Genomic DNA, 14721 nt, shown 5'->3' on the forward strand with positions numbered 1-14721 from the left:
ACGTATGCTAAATGTTTAATTTTTTCAATGCAGATTTCACATTCATATACGTATTTAATTCACGGAAGTCCTCTCTCATTTCTCCCATTTTCATTGCAAGATTCGGTTTAATTCCTGTCACAATGAGTTCAGTACCTGTCATTAAAATCAAATCGTTCAGCTTAAAGATCGCATCTGCCACAAATGAATCCACTTCTAATAATCCGGACAGATCGACAATAAAATAATCATCCTTGGATTGAGAGATATAGGTGGAGACCGTTGAAATGATCTTATCAAATCTAGGCGCTGTTAACGTACCAATGATCGGTAACACAGAGATACCATCTTTCACCGGAACGATTGGGACAGAAATATTCAGCACTTCATCAATTGATTGCTCAAGAAGCTCCTGCTGTTCCTTCTCTTTCGTGACATCCTTTTGCAGACCAACGAAATAAAGACGTTTTCCTTCCTTTTCGTCAATCCAAAGAGGAGCGACACTTAACTCGTTCCAAAACATTTGTCCAGATTTTTTATAATTTTTCAGCTGAACCGTGACAGCCTCTTTGTTCTCAATGGCTGTTCTAATTTGCTTGAGAGCGATTTGTTCAGTTTCATCTCCCTGAAGGAAACGACAATTCCTCCCCAATACTTCGGTTTCTTGATAGCCTGTCATATCTAAAAAGCCCTTGTTCACATATATTAAAGGATTATCAGGTAAAGACGGGTCCGTCACCGTCAGGCCAACCTGAGTATAGTCCAAGGCTTCCTTGATTAAATGCAGATTTTCGGACTTATAAGATTCCAGCGCCATTCGTTTACTCTCCTTATTTTCCTTACAAGCGGGTTATATTCATAATTAAATTATATGATGTTCCACATCATGTGTAAATAGAAGTGGTTCTGAATTCCTCTTTTGTAGAATGCGCTTCATCCTATGTGATTTATACCACGACATCTGATTCATCTATTTCAAAAGGTGCCGGATCATATGCGCGACTCCGTGTTCATCATTTGATAACGTCACGTGATCAGCGATTTCTTTTATATCCTGTCTCGCATTCCCCATTGCAACCCCAACACCAGCAGCTCGAAGCATTGATTCATCATTTAAACTGTCTCCTACAGCCGCTGCCCTACTTAAAGGAATACCTAGTCTTTCTGCCAGCCTTGTTAATGCCTGCCCTTTAGACGCGTCCTTTGAACCAATTTCAAAGTTATGATCAGCCGAACTGACCAATGTTAAATCTGAATCATTACCAAACATATCCCATCCGGCTTTCAATCTATCTTGAAAAAAAGAAAAACCTAAGATGTTGTAAAATGAAAGCTTTCGATCCTCACGAAACAATTCTTTATATGTATCAATATAAGAAAAACCCGACTGGCTGTATTGAACTTCTGCCGCTTGTTTTAAAACATTTTGATCCGTTTCTGGATTTGCACTTTTTAAACGGTCCATTTCAATCGCAAGAAGCTCTCTGCCGCGATTTGGTGTGAAAATGGCTTCGTTTGTAAAGACTTCATAATAATAATCACGTTCTTCAAGCCATGACAATATGTGTTTAGCCTTTTCTGCTTGTAAAGCAGCTGAATGGTACACTTGTCCAGTTGGATCATGAATCACAGCTCCATTGGCACTAATCACCCATGTATTCATACCAAGCTGGTCAAAAATAGACCTCACATCAAAATACGCTCTCCCTGTTGACACGACAACCTCAATTCCATTCGCAGCTGCTTCCTTTAATGCCTGCTCGTTTTCCTGACTCACTTTGTGTTCACTGTTCAATAAAGTTCCATCTAAATCCGTTGCGATTAATTGAATGTTTGTCATCGTTCTCTCCTTTTTGTCTTTATTTTCAACCGACATACCGTTAACAAAATCCATCATCATTATGAAATGAGTATCCACTATTTGCAAGAGCTGATCGGTTAAACAGTGAATAAAAGGGTATCCGGCCACGCAAATATGACCGGATACACACATAGGGGATTCACAAGGGGACACATGACCTATACAAAGAAGCATTGGTTCTATATTACGCAGTGTTCATATGAACAAGGCAGCATCTATCAGCTTTAGCTAGAGGGGGGCTGTCAGATGATAGACGTTACCTTTTGATTTGGGACTTGCCTCCTTTCCTTTCAGCTACCCCTAGTCTACGGAGAAAGGCCGTATGTGACAAAACAGGAAAATAGCAAAATAGGTCTTCAAATTCTCTATATCCTCATTAATTTCTGTTTTTTACGGCTTGCGTATAAAACATCATCTTGTTTTGTTTGATGAAATACTTATTTTTCATAAATTGATAAAAAATATCTGAATGAATCCAATTACTAGAAGGCATGTGAATATAATCAGATCCGTCCCACGCAAACCAATAAAAACAAAGCCGGCCATCATGAATCGACAGCTGAAACTCAAAACAGTCCATTTGATCCTCGGTGACATATTGAAACGTGAGTGACTCTCCTTCTTCCATATACACATCACAAAATGAAAGAATGTCTCCCCACGAATAAACACGTATATCACTCTTTGCCTTGTCGTCGCCAATATGAATGTTTCTCAATTGATAGGACTCCATAAAACATCTCCTTTCACTCATGTGCAGCTAGTTCTAAGCAGGCAGCGGTTTCATTTATACAGATGTTGTATGCTATAATAATACTTACGAATAATGAACGCTTGTGAGGTGATAAATATGAAAACCTTTAGGCTGATTGATTTAAAGATTGAACTTGATCCACAGCAAGATAAAATGTCCAGCATTCCCCTTCGTGACGGTTTAATCATTAATAAAGAAGACGGTGAAAATCACTGGATGATTGAGGCACTCATTCCAAAGAAACATAGACAGGTGTTTGAGGTACTCTTTCAGCAGCACACAGAAGTGAAGATTCTTGTAACGATCACTAAAGAAAACAACCGCCCTGTTCATCTATCTGTCCAAGTCAAAAACATCGTTGCCTTAGAAGAAAACATTTCTGTATTACTCGATGGTAAAATGATTACAAATCGTTACAGAACAGAAACTGAAGAAGTATTAAAAGACCTCGTCAAAGAGGGGCTGTCAGGAGAAAAACTACTGGATGCTTTTAAACAAAACACATAAAAAAGAGCGGGATCAGCCGCTCTTAGATTGTTGACAAAGGGCTAAAATGAACTTGATTTTAGCCCTTTGTCTTCTTTTCAGCGTGTTTGAAAACCTTTGAAGTCTAGGAAGGGCGAGCACTGGAACGGAGCGAATTTAACATTCGTGAGTACCGGAGCGCAGACCTGACACCGAATGCAAGGGTTTGTCTACACGCTGAGAGCGGGATCAGCCGCTCTTTTTCTATTGCACATCTTTAGACTGGCTTTGATTTTTCAATAAATCTCTAATTTCAGTTAGCAGAACTTCCGTTTGATCCGGCGTTTCCACAACCTCTTCTTCCTCAACCTTTTTCCGTTTTAACTTATTCAAATAACGAATAAAGATAAAAATGGAAAACGAGATAATTAAGAAATCAACCACTGTTTGAATAAAGTTCCCATATAAAATTTGAGCAGCTCCGATTTTAATGGATAAACCGCTAAAATCATGTCCTCCAATAATAATACCGACAAGCGGCATGATTAAATCATTCACAAGAGAAGTGACAATTTTGCCAAATGCTCCCCCAATGATGACACCTACAGCCAAGTCAATGACATTGCCCTTGACGGCAAACTCTCTAAATTCTTTCAGCATCCTTTATCACCTTCATCTTTTTTTGTCTAATATGACGTTTTTTTGTCAAAATTGCAAGTCCTTATCCGTTCTAACTGAACGTTTCTAAATAAAAAAGCGATTCATGCTTAATGAACCGCCAGGAAAATCATGATACTTTAGGACCGATAGAAAATGTCAGTTCTGCTTCACATGCAACTTCGCCATCTACTGTCGCTACTGCTTTTCCTTTTGCAACCGGCCCGCGGAGGCGCGTCACTTCAACCTCTAAACGAAGTTGGTCACCAGGCTTGACCTGTCTTTTGAAGCGGCATCCGTCAATCCCTGCAAACAAACCAATCTTTCCTTTGTTTTCTTCCTTGCCTAACATAATCACACCAAAAACCTGTGCGAGTGCTTCTACTATAAGCACACCAGGCATGACTGGATAACCAGGGAAATGGCCATTAAAAAATTCTTCATTCACTGTAACATTTTTAATTCCAACCGCTCTTTTTTCTCCCTCAACCTCTAAAATACGGTCGACCAATAAGAATGGATAACGGTGTGGAATAATGTCTTGAATTTGCTGAGCATCAAGCATATCTTGATCTCTCCTTCTTTTCTATATCGCTGATCTTCATTTGATTCCTATAGAAGTATATTATGAATGCTGGCATTTTTCAATATTCGCCTTATGCATATGGTAAAAAATAGAATATACCATTACCAATTGTCATCAAATATAATCCACACTACACTCATTGTTTTTTCACAAATATGGTAATATATATTACAACATTGATTGAATAAGAGGGTAAAAATGAATTTTATGAGCGATAAATCCATAAAAAAACTTCTCCATTCCTGGTATACAATGCTAAAGCATCGACATTTTTCGAAGGCTGAAGAAATCAAAAAAACACTGCTAAAATATAAACGCAAATTATCAAAAAAACAGGAACTCTATTTCCATTATCAGCTGATGCTTTTCCGTCATCAGCTCTGGATGAATCAGACAGAGGACTTAGAAAAACTCAAACATGAACTGCTGCCTCACAAAGATGATATGAACGAAGAACTGCAATATTATTTTTATTTCTTTCTCGGATTATATGAATCTTTAAAAAGTGATCAAAATGATGCGATTCATTATCTCGAAAAGGCAGAGGAACGACTGCCATTACTTGACGATGAGCTGGAGGAAGCAGAGTTCCATTTCCGTACAAGCGGTGTTTATTATAACAACCGTTACTCGTTGTTATCGATTCGTCATGTTCAAAAAGCCATGGATATTTTTGCAAAGCACGGAGATATCCATAGCATCTATCGGTGTAAAATTGTGCTCGCTCTTAACTATAGCGACCAAAAAAAATATAAGGAAGCAGAAGATATTTTCATTGAAATTATTGATTATGTGAAAAAGATTGATGATCAAGAGCTGCTCGGTATCGTTTATTATGATGCTGGCTTTATTCAGTCAAGACAAAACCGTCATAAGGAAGCGCTAGAATACTTCAAAAAAGCGCTTCGTCTTCCAGCATACCGAAAGTCAGCACACTCCTATGTATCGTGCCTATACGAAACTGTGCGTTCCTGTTTTAAAGAAAATTTAACCGATGAAGGGATGAAATATATTCAAAAAGGACTGAAAGAAGCCGTTGCTTCCCAGTTTGATATATTAAGAATGAAGTTTCAAATCTTATCTCTTCTCTACAGCCAAACGCCAAAGGCAGATGAGCAGATCGCCACACTCGTCACATGTCTTGAACGAAAAGAAGCCTGGATTGATCTTGAGGATCTGCTTGCTGATGTCTCAGATTTTTATAAAAAAAAGGGCGACTTTGAGCGAGCCGCCTTTTTTATCATGAGAGGCTGATACCAGCCTGCTGATTATCGAATTGTATTAATTAATCCCAGCATTTGATCGCCCATCGTGATCGTTCTTGAGTTCATCTGATAGGAACGCTGTGTTGTCATGAGGTCTGTTAATTCTTTCGACATGTCCACATTTGACGTTTCCAGTGCACCTTGCTGGAGCTGAATCGCCTCTCGGTTTGCTCCATTTAGTGCTGTTAATGCATCTTGATAGGTTCCGTCGACTGAGAACAAATTATCTCCTTCAGAGGCAAGTGCTGAAGAATTATTGACTTGTACAACGCCTAGATTCACTTGCTGATTCGGTTGATTATCTCTTGAAATCGCCGTAAGCCGTCCATTTTTATCGATTGAAATATCACGGAAATTCGCATTTAAGACGATTGCATTTCCGTTTTCATCAAGAATCGGATAGCCTTCGCTCGTGACAAGCTGCACTTGGTTACGGTTATTGCCCGGCTGTAAGTAAAGTGAACCATCTCTTGTATAACGGATATTACCGCCGGCGTTGACCTGTAAATACTGCGACGGCGCTCCGAATGCAACATCAAGATCACGTCCTGTTTCTTTAATCGAGCCTTGCAGCGAGTTAATGGACGCATTGACCATTGTCCCCGTACCAAGCCTTAACCCAGCAGGTGTCAGACGACTGTTTGCCACCTGCTCATTTTTTTCATCTACCTGATTAAACTGCTGTCTGATCAGCTCTGAGAAACGGGTGTTTTTCGCACGGTATCCTGTTGTTTCACTGTTCGCGATGTTGTTGCTGATGATGTCAAGCTGCTTTTGCACTTCATTCATCGATACAGCTGCATTTATCATCGTTCTAAGCATAATTTTCCTCCTTTCTTTTTCATTTCTTGATTAGTACACTCTGCCAATTTCATTCACTGCTTTTTCTAAGCTTTTATCATACGCCTGAACCACTTTTTGGTTTGTTTCAAATGCTCGGTAAGCCGTTGTCATATCTGTATATGATTTCGTCACATCCACGTTCGACAGCTCCGATACGCCTTGGCTTAACGTATAGGATATTTGACCGTTATTGACTGCACTTGGCAGGGGCTGGTTATCAGCTGTACGGTATAAATCATTTCCTTCACGCGCTAGGTTTCTTGTATCCATCGCAACACGCACATCGATTTGACCAAGATTTTGGCCATTTTCAGACACAGTACCATCTGCATTCACTTTGAAGTTCTCACTCTGAACCGTAATCGGCTGACCCGTCACGGAAAGAAGAGCGCGTCCATTAATCGTCAGCTGCTTTTGTGCGTTCAATGTAATAGAGCTGCTTTTCGTATAACGAACGCCTTCTGGTGTGTTGACCGCATAAAATAGCGCTGATTTCTGATTGGTCTCCGGATTGGTCGGCACATTATTTTCAACTAGTGCTACATCTGTTGTTTGATCTGTTGTTTTTAAAGTTCCCTGTGTAAATTGAGGGATTAATTCCTGCATATATGTCCCAGTATTGATTCCACCAATCGGCGATTGCAGTGGAACACTAAAGCCTTTGCCTGAAGATGTTTGGAAACGTCCTGATTCCATTCGGCTCAGCAGCATTTCTGGAAATGCACGCATTGCCCCTTCATCCGCTTTATAGCCTGGGGTATTCGCATTTGCGATATTATTTGAAAGCATTTCTGTCCGCCGCTCTTGAGCGATCATGGCAGATGTTGCGGTGTATAGTCCTTTTAACACGTGCTCACCTCATTCAAATTCTTTCACATGACCTAAACACAATCTTCTATGAAATATATCGGCTGATTAGCAGGGTTCTTTAATAAAAATCCCCCATTCTTTCTAAAAAGAATGAGGGAAATCATTAGCTGAGTTTACGCTTTGGCAGCTTGTCCATATTATCAAGCATCACGCCCGTACCAACTGCTACACAGTCCATTGGATTTTCAGCAACGAAAACTGGTACTTTCAGCTCTTCTGCAAGCAATTGATCAAGCCCGTTTAGAAGAGCTCCGCCACCTGTAATGATGACGCCGCGATCGATAATATCAGCTGATAATTCAGGCGGTGTTCTCTCAAGAACTTGCTTCGCAGCCTGAACAATCGCAGATACGGATTCACGCAATGCTTCTTCTACTTCTTTGCTTGTGACGGTAATCGTTCTTGGTAATCCTGTCACCATGTCTCGTCCACGAATCGAAATCTCTTCGTGACGTGCGTCTGGGAATACCGTTGCAACTTGGATCTTAATATCCTCAGCCGTGCGCTCACCGATCAACAGCTTGTACTCTTTTTTAATGTAGTTTAGAATTTCCAGATCAAATTTGTCTCCAGCCATTTTAATAGAAGAGGCGGTTACAATGTCACCCATTGAGATGACAGCGATATCTGTCGTTCCGCCTCCAATATCTACGACCATGTTTCCACTTGGCTGAAAAATATCCATACCAGCACCAATCGCTGCTACTTTTGGCTCTTCTTCAAGAAATACATGCTTACCACCGCTTTTTTCAGCAGCTTCTTTGATCGCCTTCTGCTCAACAGATGTAATATTTGTCGGGCAGCAGATGAGCATACGCGGCTTAGAGAACAGCCCTTTCACATTTAATTTGTTAATAAAATGCTTGAGCATCGCTTCAGTTACTTCAAAATCAGCGATTACGCCGTCTTTTAATGGACGAATCGCAACAATATTCCCAGGTGTACGTCCAACCATACGTCTAGCCTCTTCTCCAACAGCCAAAACTTTCCCGCTGTTTTTGTCAAGAGCTACCACAGATGGTTCATTTAACACAATTCCTTTTCCTTTGACATGAATCAGTACATTGGCAGTACCAAGATCAATTCCAATATCCCTAGCAAACATCTATATATATCCTCCTTGAAAATCTGTTTCCATAGCAAATACCACATTCTGCCCTAATTATATATTCTATCATAATTTGCAGAAAAAAAGATATTTCTTTACAAAAGTCTTTACAAAATTTGTGGTTAGAAACTACCGATATGAGGAAGATATATATATTATGTTTATGAACAAAGAACTAAGCTTACTGTTTCACAGGTTCGCCTTCTAAAATTTCTTCTTTTTTATACTTTAACTTGGTGGCTTCTCCTCCTCGCAAGTGGCGGATTGATTTATGATAATCCAGTATCTCCTTTACTTCATTAGCCAGATCTGGATTAATTTCTGGCAGTCTTTCTGTTAGATCCTTGTGTACAGTACTTTTAGAGACTCCAAATTCTTTCGCAATAACACGAACGGTTTTCTTTGTCTCCACGATATACTTTCCTATCTTGATTGTTCGCTCTTTGATGTAATCGTGCACACCACTCGACCTCCCTAAAATGGATGTGAGAAGTGTGAAATGAGATCCGTATGAAGATTATCCATTTTCAGCGGCGCTTGTTCGTCGTAATTTCTCATCCATTAGGTAGTAAATGCCAAACACGATCCCTCACCTCAAACACTCTCTTTGTCAGGTTTGTAACAGTGTATTAGCATTGAATAGGGAATATGCTAAAAATGAAGATGGGACAAGGGATTTATCAGAAAAGGCAAAACAAAAAATCATTTCGGGGCGCGAAAATTTCTACTTTACAAGAAAGGATTCAGCACGTAAAATAGAAAAGGTGAATTTATTTACCTAGCTAAATATTTAAAAAAGGTGAGCATATGGATACGTTAAATAGAGAGTGTTTACATCAAATACATCAAGGCGCGCGGCTGCTGTCTAAAAAGGCGAACGAAGCGCTTGCTGCTTATGACTTGTACATGTCCCAGTGGACTGTGCTTTTTTGTTTGGATACATTCGGCCCAAAAACCCAAAAAGACATCTGGACATATTTAAACGTCGAAGCACCGACCATTACCAGAACCGTCACCCGCTTAGAAGCAAACGGCTGGGTGAAACGTGTACAAGGCAAAGACAAACGTGAGAATCTGATCGTGATGACAGATGATGCAAAAGCCCGATTTGAAGAAATCAAACGCACGATGGAACAATTTGAAGAAGAATGTCTTTCAGATTTTACCTACGAAGAAAAACAACTCCTCCATACACTTTTACACAAATTATCTACTGAATAGGAAGTGACATACATCATGAACGAACGCATATGGACAAAAGACTTTATCATGATTGTCCTGGTGAATTTATTTACGTTCACCTCTTTTTATGCCCTTTTGACATTACTGCCCATTTACACAATGGATGAACTAAATGGAACAGAATCACAGGGCGGTCTCCTTGTGACGGTCTTCTTATTATCTGCTATTGTGACAAGACCGTTTTCTGGCGCCATTATTGAAAAATTCGGCAAAAAACGGATGGCGATTTTCTCTTCTACAGCCTTTGCCTTACTCACTTATTTATACATTCCGATTGATCAATTCCAAACGCTCCTTGTGCTGCGTTTCGTACAAGGGATCTTTTTTAGTATTTTGACGACAGTTGCCAGTGCCATTGCGGCTGATATGATCCCGAAACATAAACGCGGGGAAGGACTCGGATACTTTGTGATGTCCATGAACCTCGCTGTTGTCATCGGTCCGTTTATCGCACTGAATCAAGTAGGAAAAATAGGATTTCATTCCTTATTTCTTCTCTTTTCCATTATCGTGACGATCGGAGCTGCTTTTACGATGCTGATTAGACAGCCAGAGCCTGAAAACGGTGGAAGCATCGTCTTCCGATTCACGTTTTCTCACCTGTTTGAAAAAGGCGCATTAAAAACAGCGGCCGTCGGCATTATTATTTCCTTCTGTTATTCGCCGATTATTTCATTTATTTCAGTTTATGCCAATTCACTCCATTTGATGGGTGCAAGCAGTTATTTCTTTATTGTGTTTGCGGCTGCAATGCTTGGATCACGTCCATTTACAGGCAGACTTTTTGACCGGGTTGGAGCTCACGTTGTGATCTATCCTTCGATTGCCCTTTTTGCCATTGGTTTATGGATGCTGACAGCGACACATTCAGCCACAATGCTTCTTCTATCAGGCGCTGTGATTGGACTTGGCTACGGTTCGCTCGTGCCATGTTTACAAACACTTGCAATTCAGCACTCACCAGCTCACCGTACGGGATATGCGACGGCTACTTTCTTTACTCTGTATGATACAGGCATTGCGGCTGGCTCATTTGTCTTTGGACTTCTTGTCAGCTTCACAGACTTTTCAAATGTGTACCTCATTGCGGGTATTGTAGTCTTACTGAGTATGGGCGTTTTTTATTGGAGCGAACGAAAACCCCAAGAATCAAAAGCACAAAAGGTCTCCCTTTCAGAATAAAAGGGTACTATTTTAAACTTCGCCGGAAACATGCTAATATATAGGATATTCCAAATAGAGCATACAAGCTTTGTTGAAAAATAGTTAGCATTAAGCGAAAGTATAGGTGATGTTTTGAATTACGAATTGTTTAAAGTCATACACGGGATGGCTCACCATTCTGAGTTTTTAGATCAGGCCATGATCTTTATTACGAAAAAGGCCATTCTTGTGTACGCCCTTGTCTTATTGATTTGCTGGTTTTTAGGGAATCACAAATTTAAGAAGCATGTCTTCTTTTCCGGTGTAACAGGCATTGCAGCACTTATCGTCAACTTTGCCATTACATTGTTTCATTATGAAGAGCGGCCGTTTGTGGCGCATAAAGTCGACACACTCATCCCGCATTCAGCAGACGCTTCCTTCCCAAGTGACCATACAACAGGTGCATTGGCTCTTTCACTAGCCATTCGATCCCGTAATAAAAAGCTCGGCAACATATTGCTCGTCTTTGGATTACTTACAGGATTCTCCCGCATCTGGGTCGGTCATCATTATCCATTTGATGTTTTAGGCAGCTTGGTCGTATCGATTGTGGTTGTCTTTATCATGAATAAATTATGGAAGTTCTTTGACTCTCCAATTGATCGCATCGTGACATTTTACGAGACAATTGTAGGGAAAATTTTCAGAAGGAAGACAAAGGATCAGGGCTCAGACCTGTCCAACTCTTAAGCGGCCTTGCGATAACGTGATGAAGATTCTTCTCTCACTTATCGCGCCGCTTTTTTTATTGGCTGTCTCCCTCTAACCATATTTGAAAAATAAAGACTGACGCCAATGCCAATAAGAGAAATGATGATCAACGTCCAGCCTAATTGCGCAAAATGAGCACCAGCAATTTCATCCCCAAACAGCATACCAAGCACAGCAGACGATAGAATAGAACCAAGGTAGCGGCATGTTTGAAAAAGTCCAGAGGACGTGCCAATCATTTGCTGAGGACTTTCCTTGAGCATCGCAGCTTGAAGCGCAACATTCCCAATCCCATAACTGAGCCCAAGCAGCGCCAGAACCAATCCTTTTCCCCATAATGGCGCAGGAATAAAAAAGAAAGTCATAGCAGACGCTCCAGCCAGCATCAATACAGCACTCGCTAAAACTGGATGGCGTTCATCCCCGCGATCCACCCACTTTCCTGTCAGCGGCGACACAATAATGCTCACCCCTGACATACACAGCATAAAAAGACCCGTCATCTCCACACGCCAGCCTAACTCATCCTGAAAATAACTCGGCAAACCAAAAAAGAGACAATAGAAAAAGATATTTAAAATGATAAATTGCACATACACAAGTGACAGCCGCTGCTCTTCTCTGAACATCCGTATTTGAATAAACGGTTCATCCACCTGATACTCCCACCAGATAAAAGCGCCTGCACTCAGGAGACAAAGAATGCCTTGAACATATTGAATGCCATCACCCAGTGATAATAAAAATGAAAGCAGGAGAACAATGCAGACGGTAAAAAGAAGCATCCCTGGCAAATCGAGTGTTCGCACAGTTTCGCCTATGCGCAGCTTTCTCTTTTTCTGCTCCTTCGGAAACAACAATAGACCAAGAAAGAAACTGATCAAAATAAACGGCAGATTCACTAAAAAGATAGCCGGCCAGCCGCCAATGGTCATCAGAAATCCGCCAAGCGTCGGTCCAAGCGCCGTCATCGCTGAAGCAAAAATGGATAATACCGCTAACGCCGAAGCCTGTTTTTCTTGAATATGATCCCGAATAAGTCCAACCCCAGAAGGATAAATGGCACTGCTTCCAATCGCCTGCAACAAACGGATCACAATCAGCACCGCAAACGTTGGGGCAAACGGCGCGCAAATGGCTGAGACTGCGACAAGAACGAGACCGAATAAAAATAAGGTTCTCCGGCTCATCACATGATCCCCAATCCGGCCGCTCACTGGCTGCGTTACTGCACTGGCTAAATAAAAAGAAGAAATAAGCCAAGATACGGTCGTAAAAGACAAACCGAATTCATGCTGAATTTGATGCAAGGCCAAAGAAATCATTGATGAATTCAGCGGATTCAACATCGTTCCAAAGGCAATAGCGGTTAAAAAAACTTTTCGATTGTCTCTCCACTTGTTCATACACTGACCTCCTTTTTGCAACCCTTTCGTTATTATGAGATTCATTTCCCTTTTTTACCCTAATCAATTCAAGTTCTCTCTTAGAAAAGCAAGACATACATTCTAAAAAGGACGATTGTTGGAATAACACATATAAAATTGAGAATATGAGGAACAAATGGTAAGATGCTACACATATTGAAAAGCCTACTTTCTCCTTATATGGAGAACGGCTGAAAAGGAGGAGAAGCTTATTATTAAAAAAAGACGGTTTTGGGTCCCAGCCCTTTTCTCGGTTGCAGTATTACTTCTGTCTTCGTGTGGTTCAAATGAAACAAATGGGAACGGAGATAAACGTAATTCTACAGCGAAAGGGTCGCCAATTTTGGAGGATGGAAAATTTATTTTTGCAGCATCAGGTGAATTTCATCCGTTTAGTTACATGGATGGAAATCAGATGTCCGGCTTTGATATCGATGTAGGCAATGCGATTAGTGACAAACTAGGTCTCGAACCTATACAGAAAAAATATAAATTCGCAGGCATCGTCGAAGGCGTGAAAGCAGGTAAATTTGATGCGGCAGTTGCAAGTCATACCATCAATGAGGAACGAAAAAAACACGTCCTTTTTTCTAAGCCCTATTACTACTCTGGACCGCAAATTTTCACAAGACCCGGGTCAGACATTCAGCATGCTAATGACTTAAAAGACAAAGAAATTGCTGTATCCAAAGGATCGTCCTACGCTGATATTGCTAAGGAACATAGCGGGCAAGAACCAAAATATTATGATAGTGATGTCGTCGCCTTAGAAGCACTGGCCAACGGAAAACACGATGCAGTCGTAACAGATTTCGCCACAGGTGCAGAAGCGATGAAGAAAAAATTGAACATCACAGCGCAAGAAAGACTCGGACAAAGTGAGCAGGCAATTGCTGTATCAAAAGAAAATGAACAGCTCATAAAAGAGATCAACGATGCGATTGACGCACTAAAAAAAGACGGAACATTAAAACAAATTAGCGAAAAGTACTTTGATGAAGACATCACGGTCAAACAAGATTAAAACCACGATTGTGCGCCCTTTTTATAGGCGCACTTTCTTCAAATGGAGATGATTGTTTTGCCTACCCTATCACACTTTTTTCAGACGCTGATTGATTCTAGAGGTATTTTCTTAGAAGGAATGCTGATCACCTTACAGCTGACGGTGATCAGCATCTTCATCGGTATGTTCATCGGGCTTTTCTTTGCTTTATTGAAAATATCCCGCATAGCCGTTTTCGGTTATATCGCCAATGCCTATATCTTTCTTGTACGCGGAACACCACTGATTGTTCAAATTTTCATCCTATACTTCGGCCTCACAGAATTGAATATACCCGACTTCTGGGCTGCTTCCATTGCGCTCGCCTTTCATAATGGGGCCTATATAGCCGAAATATTTAGAGGTGCTATCCAATCCATCGATCAGGGGCAAAAAGAGGCAGGACGCTCTCTTGGCATGGGTCGTTTTTTAACAATGAGGCGCATCATTCTCCCGCAAGCGATGCGGCGTGCCCTCCCCCCTCTTGGCAACCAGTTCATTATCGGCTTAAAAGATTCATCACTCGCCGCCTTTATCAGTGTCAATGAACTATTTAACGTCGCCACCACGCAAGGCTCCAACAGTTTTGATAATATGACGTATTTACTTGTTGTCGCCGTCTATTACTTAGTTCTTGTCCTGCTGTTAACATTCGCTGTCCAAACCTTTGAGAAGAAACTATCAGCCAGTGACCAATAGGAG

17 protein-coding genes are annotated in these 14721 nt (G+C 40.8%); 7 read left to right on the plus strand and 10 right to left on the minus strand.

Annotation, left to right across the window (positions count from 1 at the left end; genetic code table 11):
• Window positions 1–7: 7 nt before the first annotated feature.
• The 3 genes from NSU11_RS17500 to NSU11_RS17510 form a co-directional block, all read right to left on the minus strand.
• Window positions 8–796, minus strand: a complete 789-nt coding sequence (locus tag NSU11_RS17500) for an STAS domain-containing protein (RefSeq protein WP_029706346.1) — start codon at window positions 794–796, stop codon at window positions 8–10.
• A 153-nt stretch (window positions 797–949) separates the two neighbouring features.
• Window positions 950–1810, minus strand: coding sequence for a Cof-type HAD-IIB family hydrolase (locus NSU11_RS17505; RefSeq protein ID WP_024423690.1), 861 nt, complete (start codon window positions 1808–1810; stop codon window positions 950–952).
• Between the two features lie 406 nt (window positions 1811–2216).
• The gene (locus NSU11_RS17510; RefSeq protein ID WP_024423691.1) at window positions 2217–2573 is read right to left on the minus strand and encodes a hypothetical protein; all 357 of its coding nucleotides are present in this window, start codon (window positions 2571–2573) and stop codon (window positions 2217–2219) included.
• Between the two features lie 117 nt (window positions 2574–2690).
• Here NSU11_RS17510 and NSU11_RS17515 point away from each other — a divergent pair, with 117 nt between their 5' ends.
• Window positions 2691–3101, plus strand: coding sequence for a YwpF-like family protein (locus tag NSU11_RS17515; RefSeq protein WP_024423692.1), 411 nt, complete (start codon window positions 2691–2693; stop codon window positions 3099–3101).
• Between the two features lie 222 nt (window positions 3102–3323).
• Here NSU11_RS17515 and mscL read toward each other — a convergent pair whose 3' ends face one another.
• Window positions 3324–3719, minus strand: coding sequence for a large conductance mechanosensitive channel protein MscL (mscL, locus tag NSU11_RS17520; RefSeq protein ID WP_024423693.1), 396 nt, complete (start codon window positions 3717–3719; stop codon window positions 3324–3326).
• A 127-nt stretch (window positions 3720–3846) separates the two neighbouring features.
• On the minus strand, window positions 3847–4281 hold the full coding sequence (gene fabZ / locus NSU11_RS17525; protein WP_012011512.1) for a 3-hydroxyacyl-ACP dehydratase FabZ: 435 nt from the start codon (window positions 4279–4281) through the stop codon (window positions 3847–3849).
• Window positions 4282–4500: 219 nt separating this feature from the next.
• On the opposite strand from fabZ, the gene NSU11_RS17530 reads away from it, so the two are divergent.
• Entirely contained in the window at window positions 4501–5556 is a 1056-nt protein-coding gene (locus tag NSU11_RS17530) for a tetratricopeptide repeat protein (RefSeq protein WP_024423694.1), read from the plus strand.
• A gap of 14 nt (window positions 5557–5570) precedes the next feature.
• On the opposite strand, the gene NSU11_RS17535 is transcribed toward NSU11_RS17530, so the two are convergent.
• The 4 genes from NSU11_RS17535 to spoIIID all read right to left on the minus strand — a co-directional run bounded on the left by NSU11_RS17535 (window position 5571) and on the right by spoIIID (window position 8848).
• The gene (locus NSU11_RS17535; protein ID WP_024423695.1) at window positions 5571–6389 is read right to left on the minus strand and encodes a flagellar hook-basal body protein; all 819 of its coding nucleotides are present in this window, start codon (window positions 6387–6389) and stop codon (window positions 5571–5573) included.
• A gap of 30 nt (window positions 6390–6419) precedes the next feature.
• Window positions 6420–7259: a flagellar hook-basal body protein gene (locus NSU11_RS17540; protein ID WP_024423696.1), complete on the minus strand. Its 840-nt coding sequence runs from the start codon at window positions 7257–7259 to the stop codon at window positions 6420–6422.
• A 124-nt stretch (window positions 7260–7383) separates the two neighbouring features.
• Complete coding sequence (gene mbl, locus NSU11_RS17545) at window positions 7384–8385, minus strand: cell shape-determining protein Mbl (RefSeq protein WP_007497573.1); 1002 nt, start codon at window positions 8383–8385, stop codon at window positions 7384–7386.
• Between the two features lie 184 nt (window positions 8386–8569).
• Complete coding sequence (gene spoIIID, locus NSU11_RS17550; protein WP_008343327.1) at window positions 8570–8848, minus strand: sporulation transcriptional regulator SpoIIID; 279 nt, start codon at window positions 8846–8848, stop codon at window positions 8570–8572.
• 347 nt (window positions 8849–9195) lie between these two features.
• Between spoIIID and NSU11_RS17555 the strand changes: the two genes are divergently transcribed.
• From NSU11_RS17555 to NSU11_RS17565, 3 genes are all read left to right on the plus strand, one after another.
• Window positions 9196–9609, plus strand: coding sequence for a MarR family transcriptional regulator (locus NSU11_RS17555; protein ID WP_024423697.1), 414 nt, complete (start codon window positions 9196–9198; stop codon window positions 9607–9609).
• 15 nt (window positions 9610–9624) lie between these two features.
• A complete protein-coding gene (locus tag NSU11_RS17560; protein ID WP_024423698.1) occupies window positions 9625–10812 on the plus strand; it encodes an MFS transporter in 1188 nt (395 codons plus the stop codon).
• Between the two features lie 114 nt (window positions 10813–10926).
• Window positions 10927–11526 (plus strand): undecaprenyl-diphosphatase, encoded by a 600-nt coding sequence (locus NSU11_RS17565; protein WP_024423699.1) that lies wholly within the window; start codon window positions 10927–10929, stop codon window positions 11524–11526.
• A gap of 38 nt (window positions 11527–11564) precedes the next feature.
• Here the strand turns inward: NSU11_RS17565 and NSU11_RS17570 are convergent, their stop codons facing one another.
• Window positions 11565–12953 (minus strand): MFS transporter, encoded by a 1389-nt coding sequence (locus NSU11_RS17570; protein WP_025093910.1) that lies wholly within the window; start codon window positions 12951–12953, stop codon window positions 11565–11567.
• 199 nt (window positions 12954–13152) lie between these two features.
• Here NSU11_RS17570 and NSU11_RS17575 point away from each other — a divergent pair, with 199 nt between their 5' ends.
• The gene (locus tag NSU11_RS17575) at window positions 13153–13998 is read left to right on the plus strand and encodes a transporter substrate-binding domain-containing protein (protein ID WP_226015415.1); all 846 of its coding nucleotides are present in this window, start codon (window positions 13153–13155) and stop codon (window positions 13996–13998) included.
• A gap of 42 nt (window positions 13999–14040) precedes the next feature.
• Window positions 14041–14718 (plus strand): amino acid ABC transporter permease, encoded by a 678-nt coding sequence (locus NSU11_RS17580; protein WP_080652918.1) that lies wholly within the window; start codon window positions 14041–14043, stop codon window positions 14716–14718.
• The last annotated feature ends 3 nt before the right edge of the window (window positions 14719–14721 follow it).

This window comes from Bacillus sp. FSL R5-0712 (assembly GCF_038593285.1).
Taxonomy (GTDB): Bacteria; Bacillota; Bacilli; order Bacillales; family Bacillaceae; genus Bacillus; species Bacillus safensis.

Excerpts from the sequence above, each read along its gene's own strand:
- NSU11_RS17580 (WP_080652918.1), top strand. The coding sequence starts at position 14,041 with ATGGAGATGATTGTTTTGCCTACCCTATCACACTTTTTTCAGACGCTG.
- NSU11_RS17515 (WP_024423692.1), top strand. The coding sequence starts at position 2,691 with ATGAAAACCTTTAGGCTGATTGATTTAAAGATTGAACTTGATCCACAG.
- NSU11_RS17510 (WP_024423691.1), bottom strand. The coding sequence starts at position 2,573 with ATGGAGTCCTATCAATTGAGAAACATTCATATTGGCGACGACAAGGCA.
- NSU11_RS17570 (WP_025093910.1), bottom strand. The coding sequence starts at position 12,953 with ATGAACAAGTGGAGAGACAATCGAAAAGTTTTTTTAACCGCTATTGCC.
- fabZ (WP_012011512.1), bottom strand. The coding sequence starts at position 4,281 with ATGCTTGATGCTCAGCAAATTCAAGACATTATTCCACACCGTTATCCA.
- mscL (WP_024423693.1), bottom strand. The coding sequence starts at position 3,719 with ATGCTGAAAGAATTTAGAGAGTTTGCCGTCAAGGGCAATGTCATTGAC.
- NSU11_RS17530 (WP_024423694.1), top strand. The coding sequence starts at position 4,501 with ATGAATTTTATGAGCGATAAATCCATAAAAAAACTTCTCCATTCCTGG.
- NSU11_RS17535 (WP_024423695.1), bottom strand. The coding sequence starts at position 6,389 with ATGCTTAGAACGATGATAAATGCAGCTGTATCGATGAATGAAGTGCAA.
- mbl (WP_007497573.1), bottom strand. The coding sequence starts at position 8,385 with ATGTTTGCTAGGGATATTGGAATTGATCTTGGTACTGCCAATGTACTG.
- NSU11_RS17555 (WP_024423697.1), top strand. The coding sequence starts at position 9,196 with ATGGATACGTTAAATAGAGAGTGTTTACATCAAATACATCAAGGCGCG.
- NSU11_RS17560 (WP_024423698.1), top strand. The coding sequence starts at position 9,625 with ATGAACGAACGCATATGGACAAAAGACTTTATCATGATTGTCCTGGTG.
- NSU11_RS17500 (WP_029706346.1), bottom strand. The coding sequence starts at position 796 with ATGGCGCTGGAATCTTATAAGTCCGAAAATCTGCATTTAATCAAGGAA.